Origin of the sequence: Vibrio sp. V03_P4A6T147 (assembly GCF_002241085.1) — a bacterium.
Taxonomy (GTDB): Bacteria; Pseudomonadota; Gammaproteobacteria; order Enterobacterales; family Vibrionaceae; genus Vibrio; species Vibrio anguillarum.
This window is the reverse complement of record NZ_NDIO01000377.1, coordinates 1-11,037: the sequence shown is the minus strand read 5'-3', so window position 1 is coordinate 11,037 and position 11,037 is coordinate 1. Positions and strand designations below refer to the sequence as shown.

Sequence of the window (11,037 nt, the reverse complement as noted above, 5' to 3'; positions counted from 1 at the left end):
GTATTTGGGGGCCTTATGGATTTACAAGTGGTTGTTCAGCCTGCGTCAGTAAGCGAAGTGGTGGGGGATGTTATTGCTGTCGATGCCAAAGGTAACGCGCGTCAAGTGACGGTGGGTGACTCCTTGATGAAAGGTGAAATCTTAATCACGGTTAATCATTCATCGGTCACTTTGTTTATCAATGGGCAAGTGGCGGTGGTCGAACAAAACTGCGTCGCGTGCTTTGGTGACACGGTGTTAGAACACGATACATCAATAGATCTGATCCAGTTTCCTGTCGCGGGCGACATTAACGCTGATCTCACCCAACTTAATGAGGCCAATTTTGATGCGGATAATATAGCCGCTATTCAACAAGCCATTTTAGATGGCCAAGACCCGACCCAAATACTTGAAGCAACCGCCGCCGGAGCCGGTGGTGAAGGCTCTGCAAATGCTGGCTTCATCACCATTGATTACAATTTTGCAGAAGTATTGGCGAGTACGTTTTTCGAAACTGCAGGGCGTGATGCTCAGCAATCATTGACTGAAACGAATTTGAGTCCGTTGCGTTTTACCGCTGGGGGTGAATCATTATCAGCGGCATTAGTTGAAGGTTCGCTCTCACTAAATTCGTATCCACAATCAGTGACGGCAAATGTTTTAATCGCGGCGGGAGATCTGCCACTGGATGCCGCCTCTTTTGTCCCTGAATCCCTTTCATTAGCTGCGCTATTGTCAGAGCTGAATAGCGATATTACTTCGGCTGGGCGATCAGTAAGCTTTCGTTATGATGCTACGGCTAACTATATTGTCGGTGAACTTGACGGCAATGAAGTGCTACGGATTGATTTAGTGGCGACGTCTGTCGGTAAAGACATCAACTTAGAGATAGTGACGACCATTAGTCAACCGATTGACCATGTTCCCTCCGTGGGAGGTGGCTTAGTTTCTTTTGCTAATGATCAAATTGCGATTCAATTCGATGTAACCGGTTCTGATGCGGGTGGAAATCCTATTCGCTCGCCGATTTCTATCGCAATCAGTATTGGTGATGGTAATAACCCTGTTATATCCGATGAACCGTCGACGTCCGTTTATGAGGATAATTTGGCAAATATCGGTTCGGATGCCAGTGCTTCACAGACGATTACCGTTTCAGGACAGTTTGATACTCAATTGGGTTCTGATCAAATTGAAAGTTATCAGTTGGATTTAAGTGCTAATCCGTTGGCGGGGTTAACCTCGGCTGGTGTCGTGGTGCAATTGGCCTCTTCCTCGTCATCGAACGGGGTTTATACCTATCAGGCGAGCGCTAATGGCCAGCCTATTTTTGAGTTGATATTAAACCCAGACGGTCGTTACCAGTTTACGTTACAAGGCGCGCTGGATCATCCAGCCAATAGTGATGAGTTATTACTCAACCTTTCGGTATTGGCAACCGATTATGATGGTGATAGCTCTGAAAGTGTGCGTTTACCAATCAACATTATTGACGATAAACCTGAAATCATTGGTGTGGATGCGCTCAGCGTTGACGAAGACGATTTAGCGTCAGGCTCAGACAGCAGCAAAGAGCCGTTGTTCGCCGAAGGCTATTTCACCACCACTCAAGGGGCCGATACGGTAGTGAGTTATCAGCTTGATACCAGCATCAACCCCATCGCTGGGTTAACCTCGCAAGGTGAAAGTGTGGTATTGGGCGCGGCGACAGTTGATGCCAACGGTAACTACCTCTATCAAGCAAGTACTACCCCAAGCGGTCAGACGGTATTTAGCTTAGTGCTTAACGCAGATGGCAGTTATCGTTTTACCTTACAAGGGCCAATTGACCATGCGCAGGGGAGCGATGAGCTACTGGTGAATTTCAAGGTGGTTGCAACTGACTATGATGGCGACAGCGCCAACATTCTGCTGCCTGTCACCATTCATGATGATCAGCCAATCATCGCGGGTGTGCAAGCGCTCAGCGTTGACGAAGACGATTTAGCGTCAGGCTCAGACAGCAGCAAAGAGCCGTTGTTTGCAGAGGGAATCTTTACCACTCAAAGCGCGGATAAGGTGGTGAGCTATCAGTTGGATACCAGCAGTAACCCGCTTGCAGGACTAACTTCGCAAGGTGAAGCGGTGAGTTTGGGCGCGGCGACAATCGATGCCGACGGCAACTACCACTATCAAGCTAGCGCTGCACCGAGCGGCAATGCAGTGTTTAGTTTGGTGCTCAATGCGGATGGTAGCTATCGTTTTACCCTGCAAGGTCCGATTGACCATGCGCAGGGGAGCGATGAGCTGCTGGTAAATTTCAAGGTAGTGACAACCGATTATGATGGCGACAGCGCCAACATTTTGTTGCCCGTCACCATCCATGATGATCAGCCAATCATCACCGGAGTGCAAGCGCTCAGTGTTGGCGAAGACGATTTAACGTCAGGCTCAGACAGCAGCAAAGAGTCGCTGTTCGCTGAGGGAATGTTTACCACTCAAAGCGCCGATAAGGTGGTGAGCTATCAGTTGGATACCAGCAGTAACCCGCTTGCGGGCTTAACCTCGCAAGGCGAAGCGGTGATCTTGGGCGCGGCGACAATCGATGCCAATGGTAACTACCACTACCAAGCCAGCACCACACCTAGTGGCAATGCGGTGTTTAGCTTAGTGCTCAATGCGGACGGCAGTTACCGTTTTACTTTGCAAGGTCCGATTGATCACGCCGCAGGCAGCGATGAGCGACTGGTGAATTTCAAAGTGGTGGCGACGGACTATGATGGCGACGCCTCTGACATTCTACTGCCTGTCACTATTGTGGATGACAAGCCAACGATTGTCGGCATTCGCACCGGTAGCGAGCAGAGCGTGGATGAAGATGACTTAGCCACGATCGGTTCTGATCGTTCAGACAGCACCGTTATTGCTGGGCACTTTGATGTGATTGACGGGGCCGATGGTATTGTCAGTTATCAAGTGTCTGATCTCACCACGCCTGTCGAGAATTTAACGTCTGGTGGTCAAGAGATAGAGATCATCCAAATTTCAAGCAGTAATGGTGTCACTGTTTATGAGGCGGTGATTAAGAATACGACGGATGTGGTTTTTCGTCTCACGTTAAATGGCTCGGCCGATAGTTACCAATTTGAACTGCTTAAAGCCATCGACCACCCGACGGGTAATGGTGAAAATAGTTATATTTTAGATCTTCCGATTACCGCAACTGATAGAGATGGCGATGTTTCAGCGTCAGCGAGTTTGCCAATATCGATTGTTGATGATATTCCAACTTTGCATGATAAAAGCATCACTAGTGTTGAAAATACGGCGATAAAAACAGTCAATTTATTTAGCCAAGACAACAATACCTCACCGGATACTCAAGGTGCAGATCATGGTGCGATCACTAAATTTGTGGCCGTTGATGAAGCGGGTCGGGATATTCAATTTAGAGAGGCTAACAGCGTAAGTTTAGCTAATGAAGTTCAACTTAACGGAGTAACCAAAACAGTCACGGTTGTCGAAATAAAAAATGGTGTTGAGCGCGATTTAGGCACACTGACGATAACGCCTAACGGTAACGCGGCATTTAAACCAGTTGCTAGCCTTGAACATGGTGATGATCCGACCATTTCATTTACTGTCGATGTCACTGCGCAAGACTTTGATGGCGATGCCTCAACCGAACAGTTGAACATCAATATTCTTGATAGAAATGCCACCATCACGGTTGCTAACGTGATTGGCGCTGAAGATGCAGGACGCGATGGCGTCACTATTCCGTTGAGCGACCCCAATCAAATCACTAATAGCCAAGATAACCAATCCGGCTTAAATACTTCACCGCTTAAAGTGGATTTGCAGATCAATCTTTATGATTTGGATCGCAATGAATCGATTGGTGATGTAAAAATCACGGCCAGCAACGCGCATGGCGATTTTTACTATCTCAATAGTTCGGATGTTTATGTCAAATTAGAGCTAGTCAGTGGACGATTTGTTTTGCCCGCAGATGCGGTGGAGCAAAGCTTAACAGGCAGTGTTGCTAAGATTGAAAACTTGTATTTTGTGCCTGACCGTCACTATGCCAGCGCTAATGGTGGCTTCCAACTCAATATTACTGTGCAGGTTTTGAATAATGGCCTGCACGATCATAATGTGAACGGGAAATTGCGCATTGAGGTGGAAAGTGTGGCCGATATTGCGACTTGGAACTCAAGCAGCCAATTTCATTATGATGCAGTAGAAGATAGTGACAATATTACTCTCGATGTTTTAGCGCAGACACAAGATAACAGTACCCCCGAAATAATCCTGTATGAGATCCGCTTTACTCAAGGTGAAGGTGAGGCGCAGCTAGTTTATGCCGATGGTACGCCGGTTGTAATGAGCTCGGATGCTTCAGGTCACTATTATCTTGTTAGCGCGAGTAACATTAATCAAGTGCAAGTTGACCCTAATGATAATTTCAGTGGTCAGATCAAACTTGATATTACAGCGATCACGACCGAGCAAAATAACGCTCACGTTGGTAAAGAGAGCGCCCGATCAGAAACGAAAGAAATCGTGATAGATGTTAGCCCTGTTGCCGATATGGGTAGCTTCTCTGTCAATCGAATCAATGTTTTTGAAGATAATGCCGCTACGCAAAATACCGTTGACCCCACCACAGATCACGATCCCTTGTTATTAAGTGAAGTCATTACGATGGCGGGATCCGTTGATTCTGATGGTTCAGAAACACTCTATGTGCGTCTCTCTGATTTTTCAGAAACAGGTGTGACACTGATTTGGTTGGGAACCGGAGCCAGCGAAATATCACAAATAACCGATGCCAATGGTCATACTTATTATGAAGTTCCTGAACAATATCTTGACCAAGTTGAAGTGCTACCCCCATTGCATAGCAACGCTGATTTTACCTTCTCTGTTGAAGGGATTATTAAAGATAGCGTCAATCTTTCTACGGGTGTGGTGACAGATGAAATATCGTTAGGTGCTAAGACGGTTAATGTTTCAGTTAAGGGCGTAGCAGACATTCCAACCATTGATTTTCACTCAAACAGTACTAACACTTGGAATGAATTTAGTGAAAATGGTCTGCAAGTGATTGAAACGACGATTGATGAAAATCAATCCGTTGGCTTTGGCTTTAGTGTGTTATCCGGTGAGCTTGCGGATAATCCAACTGACAGCTCTGAGTCGATCACCGTTTTGCTGTCGAACATTCCAGATGGTGTCAAACTGTATGATAGTGTTGGTAGCGTGATTAACTTGGTATTTGTTGGTTACGATACTGCGCAGCAACCTATTTATCAGGCGAATCTAACTTCAGCGCAGGTTGATTCAGGTATTCGAGTTGAGCCATCTCATTCATCGACCGAAAACATCAACATCAAAATGACCACCATCGTTACTGAAAATGATGGACATACGCGTCAAATTGAGTCGGAAATTCGCATTAAAGTGGCACCGGTGATTGATGTTGTTGACAACTATCAATCACACTCGCTTGGTAACGAGGACAGCCGCATTAATATTCATTGGCAGCCAGAAGAGGAACAACATCTTGATGCTGATGAATATTTTGCCTCTGTTACACTTTCTGGCTTCCCAGCAGGTAGTACTATTTACGTCGATGGTGTTGTCACGACCTTAGATAGTGATGGCAAGCTCATTTTGACCCCCGCACTGGGACAGAGCGAGCAAGATTTCTCAGCGCAAGTGCTGACAACTGGTTACGTTCAAGTTCAGCCACCAGAGCACTCCAGTACTGATTTTACCTTGAGCACTGAGATTGTGGTGAAAGAACAAGACAACGAATACGTCGATGCAATCAATTCTGGCGAAGGTATTGCTTCGAAAGTCATTCACGGCTCTGTTGATGTTACGGTAAGGCCGATAGTTGAAGCTGATGGACAACTGCGTGTTGAAGACAACGGCGTAGTCACAAATAAAGCTGTCGCAGATGCCTCTGGTGCTATCTACTTTACTATTAATGATGCGGCCGGCGGCGAGCCTAATGCGAACGTTATACGCTTTGATAATGCAGACACTCAATCGACAGAAGGTTACCAATCATTAGAAGTGGTCGACCAACTGGTGGTGCGTTTTAGCAATATTACGCCACAGGTACTTGATCAACTACTGATTACTGGTGCAATTAATAATGGGGATGGCTCATGGACCATTGTTGATGAGCAGAATTTCAGTGTAAAAGCACCGAATGGCCTGACATTGAGTAGTGGTAACGATCCTGATGGTGATGGTTATAACGACATCACTGTGACCATTTTTGCCCAAGTGTATGACCAAGGGGAAGACAGCTCTGAAGCCAAAGTAGTTCGACAAGTGCAATCAGAGATCACCTTGCAATTTCCGCTCACTGCTACGGGCAATAACACGGTAGCGGCTGACATTACTTTAGTTGGCAATGCGGATGATATTGTATTAGGCATCGAAGATAACGCTATTAATTTAGGTCAGCAAATCCAAGATAAATTGATGGTGAGCGCTTCAGGTTTTGATGGTGTAGAAGATGAGCTCAGTATTGTCATCGCGCAAAGTGTGCTGCCAGCGGGCGCAAGTTTATCTGGTGGTCATTTTGACTTCGTTGATGGCTTGTATGTATACAAAGGTACCGTTAATACCGATGGCTCGATTTCAGGGTTAGAAAATCTGCATCTGCATCTGCCCGAAGATTACGCGGGCGACTTTAATTTGCCGATCACTTTTGTAACGACAGACACGGCTTCTGGTGATGAAAAAACCTTCAGTACGCAAATCCCAGTGGCAGTTTCTCCGGTAGCTGATGTTCCCGGAACGCATCAACCGCAAGATGATGACATTACCCCTAAAGCGACATTGACTGTGGAAGGTTCGCTTGGGTTAGATGCAAATCATCAGCCGACTTCAAGCTCGTCCGACGTTCCGACCAATGACGGCACCGGGTATGAAGATGGTATTATTCATCTTTCGCTCGACATTGACCTTGCTGATATTCGCAATAGCGCTACGGAAGGACAAGAGGTGCTGAGCGAAGTCACCTTAACCCTACAAGGAACCAATATCGGAACCTTTGTTGATGCGCAAGGCAATGATCTCGGTACCAGTATCACTTTTAGTCAGCCTCAGCTACCTGCGGCATTAGACAATGTTTATTTCAAACCCGCACCCAATTATCCGACTGGCGATGATGATAATACCGTCAACATTACCGTGGCGGGGAAAGTGACTGATATCACGCAATTTGATGATACCAATGCCAATGCGTTGGGTGTGGCTAATACTGATGCTGATAAACCATTTACCACACAAGTAAGTTTTGATGTGACGCCAGTGGTAGACGAAGTCATTATTTCCAGTGGTGGTAGCAGCAATATTGAAGTGAGCGGTCTGGAAGATGAGTGGATTGTCCTTTCTAAACCGGGTTCCGAATTTACCGTTGATCTGACCGATACAGATGGCTCTGAGGTATTTGTGTCGATCAAGCTTACTGGGGTGCCGACGGATTTTGTCGTGAGTTCTCTCTCTTCTGACTATACCGTGAAAAATAATGGTGGTGGTGAGTGGAGCATTCAGATTAACAACCCAGCACAAACCTCGATCAATTTATCCGATATTGCGATGAAACCTGCGAAGAACTTTAGTGGCGAAGTGGAAATCGGCATCAAGGTCTTCACCCAAGAATCCTTGCTTGGTGTGCCAGTAGAGCATAACGGCAGCTTTAGATTAGATATTACGCCCGTTGGGGATGTGGTGGATGTTGAACCAGTGGCTAACGGCGCTGGCGATGAAGGCGTTGACATTGAAATTGATATCAACGCGCAAATTATCGATAAAGCCGATTCCATTGCAGCCGGTGCGAACCATAGTGAAAACTCGCCAGAAACGTTGCGAATTGAAGTTTCCGGGGTGCCAGATGGAGCAAGTATTGCATTGCCTGATGGCACGCTGGGGACTTACATCGGCGGTGGCGTATGGTTGTTGAATGCCGATGCGCAAAGCTTAGATAAACTGATTTTTAATTCTGGTGATTGGCATAAGGACACTTGGGCGGGAGATCTGACGATTAAAGTACAGTCGGTCGATACAGGGCTGGACGGTACTGAACATTTGGGGCCTGCGCGTGAGTTTACTGTTTCAGTTGATGTTCAGGCGGTCAATGATGCGCCCACCATTGATAGTGCTACGGTCACCACAACGATTGATGAAGAGGCGGGGCAAAAAGTTACCGGCTTGAGTGTGAGTGATGTCGATTATGCAGGCTCACATGCCAACGACCCCATGACGGTGATTTTGAGCGTGAGCGAAGGTTTGCTCAGTGCCGTGATCCCCGCGTTAAGTTCTGTCACGCAGAGCACCAATTTGGCTGGAGAACTCGTCCTACAAGGCACGTTATCGGATATCAACGCACTACTTAATAGCAGCGATCCCGCCAGCGGCGTTTTTGTTGATGCCACCGCGATTGGTAGTGACCATATTGATCTGACAATTAAGGCCAATGATGGTGGTGTTTATGCCGACAATGTTTCTGGTATGGCGCTAGAAGAGACAGAAACCGTCAGTATTGCGGTGACGCCCAAAGCCAATACGCCGATATTAACCCTTGATCCGAGCTTTAATTATATGAAGCAGACGTATGTTAGCCAAAGTATCAGCGCTCAAGGTATTGCATTGCTGGGGTTAATCGCGGCATTAACGGATAGCCATGAAGTGTTGTCATTGGAGATCGACAGTCTGCCAAGTGGCGCTACGCTTTCTAGTAGCTCGGGCAGCGTGACTGAGCAAAGCGGGGTGTGGATTGTTTCCGCTGATGCTATCGACGGATTACAGGTTAGTGGGCTCGATTTAGGGCAACACACTCTGTCGGTAGCGGCTATCTCAACAGAAACGGATGGTAGCCGTGCAGCCTCTGCATCAATTGATATTGCGATTGAAGTATTGCCTGACGGCAGCACGATTGATCAATCAACGAACGGGGATGATGCGCAATTGCTCGCCGGTAATGTTGGAGCGCAGTTGCTAGGAGGCAGTGGTCATGATCACCTTGAAGGTGGCGATGGTGATGACTCTTTAGTGGGTGGTGGCGGAAATGATACCTTGATTGGCGGGCTTGGTGCCGACATCTTAACCGGGGGAAGTGGCGCTGACATATTTAAATGGACGCTCGATACTGTTGATGAGCAAACCGACACTATCACTGATTTCAACGCTGGTGAAGGTGATGTGATCGATCTCACTGATGTTGTGGCCGATTTACATTTGCCCATGGATCAACTGCTCGTTTCGCTACACACTTCTCATCAGATAGAAGCGAAAGTGATGACCAACACGACGGATGTGGAATTGGAAATTCTGACGGACAATAACGTACACCAAACCATTGTGGTGCAAGATCTTGCCAGCCAATTCAATTTTGATGGCATGGCGTCGATTGACATTGTTGGCTTCTTATTGGACAACAACATTATCAAGCATGACGTTTAAATAAAGAAAAGAGCAGTTAAATAAAGAAAAAGTGCACCCAACGGCTTCAGGCTCAGTTGGGTGCACTTTTTTATTTAGCAGTAAACACACCCCAGCGCTGTATCAGTCTGGGGCATTTACAGTGGGTTAACCAATGATGATTTGGCTCAGCACATAACCTAAACAGCACGCACTCACGACGCCAATTAAACCGACGGACATGAACGAGTGGTTGAAGTAGTACTTACCGATTTTGGTGGTTCCTGTGGTATCAAAGTTGACCGTTGCAATATCTGACGGATAGTTTGGAATGAAGAAGTATCCGTACAGTGCGGGCATTAATCCCACCAGTAGCGCAGGTTCTAAACCTAGCCCGAGGCCTACAGGTAACATCATCACCGCTACTGCGGCTTGTGAGTTCACCACAACAGAAACAATGAATAGTGCAAGCGCGAAGGTCCAGTGATGGTCGGTAACCATCTCAACAATGCCTGATTTAAACTGCGGCATCGCGTATTGGAAATAGGTATCCGACATCCAAGCGATACCGAAGATGGCAATTGCCGCCACCATACCTGATTTGAATACCACACCGTTTGGTACATCTCGTGGGTCGGTTTTGGTTGCCAGTAAAATGATACCGCCAAAGCAGAGCATCATCATCTGGATAACCACCGCCATACTGATCGGTTTACTGCCTTCAACAATAGTGCGTGTTTCTGGCACCATCGCTAGTACGACTATGGTTAATATCGCACCAATGAAAATCAACACAGAATTACGTGCTGCCGCGGGTAACGTTTCATTCAGCGTTGTCGCGGTTGTGTTTAGGATTTTCTCTTTCCACACTGGATCTTGCAGACGTTCTTGATACTCAGGATCATCATCTAGTTCTTTCCCGCGGCGCAAGCTGTACAAAGACATCAACAGCGTACCGAATAAGGTCGCAGGTACAGTGACCAGCAAAATAGAGAGCAAGGTGATCTCGTGTTGAATATTCGACAATTGAGCAAGGTAGTAGACAACGGCCGCTGAGATTGGGGAAGCGGTAATCGCGATTTGCGAAGCAACAGAAGACGCAGCCATTGGACGTTCAGGACGGATCCCATTTTTCAATGCCACATCACCAATGATCGGCATGATGGAATACACCGCATGGCCAGTACCCAGCATAAACGTCATTGCGTAAGTGACGAACGGTGCAATCAAAGTGACATTTTTCGGGTTCTTACGCAGTAAACGTTCTGCCACTTGCAGCATGTATTTCAATCCGCCAGCCGCTTCGAGTATTGAAGCACAGGTGACAACGGCAAGAATGATCAACATGACGGTGATCGGTGGTGATGTGGGTGGCATTTTGAAGACAAAAACTTCAATGACCAAGCCAATACCAGAAACCACACCAAGGCCAATACCACCGTAGCGTGAGCCTATATAGAGCATTAATAGCAGGAATAAAAATTCCAAATACAACATATCTGTTTCCTATCCAAAGGTGTTAATGAAAATATTGTCTAACGTAACGTTAAAAAAAGATGAAACCTTGTTCACACAACCATTTACCCTATAAATGAAACGACATTAATCAGAGATTGCTCACGCATTTTA

2 protein-coding genes are annotated in these 11,037 nt (G+C 46.6%); one reads left to right on the top strand and one right to left on the bottom strand.

Annotation, left to right across the window (positions count from 1 at the left end; all coding sequences use genetic code 11):
- Positions 1 to 15: 15 nt before the first annotated feature.
- Entirely contained in the window at positions 16 to 9,450 is a 9,435-nt protein-coding gene (locus B9J84_RS14420; protein WP_094124430.1) for a retention module-containing protein, read from the top strand.
- A gap of 126 nt (positions 9,451 to 9,576) precedes the next feature.
- On the opposite strand, the gene B9J84_RS14415 is transcribed toward B9J84_RS14420, so the two are convergent.
- Complete coding sequence (locus tag B9J84_RS14415; protein ID WP_013868401.1) at positions 9,577 to 10,905, bottom strand: anaerobic C4-dicarboxylate transporter; 1,329 nt, start codon at positions 10,903 to 10,905, stop codon at positions 9,577 to 9,579.
- Positions 10,906 to 11,037: the final 132 nt, after the last annotated feature.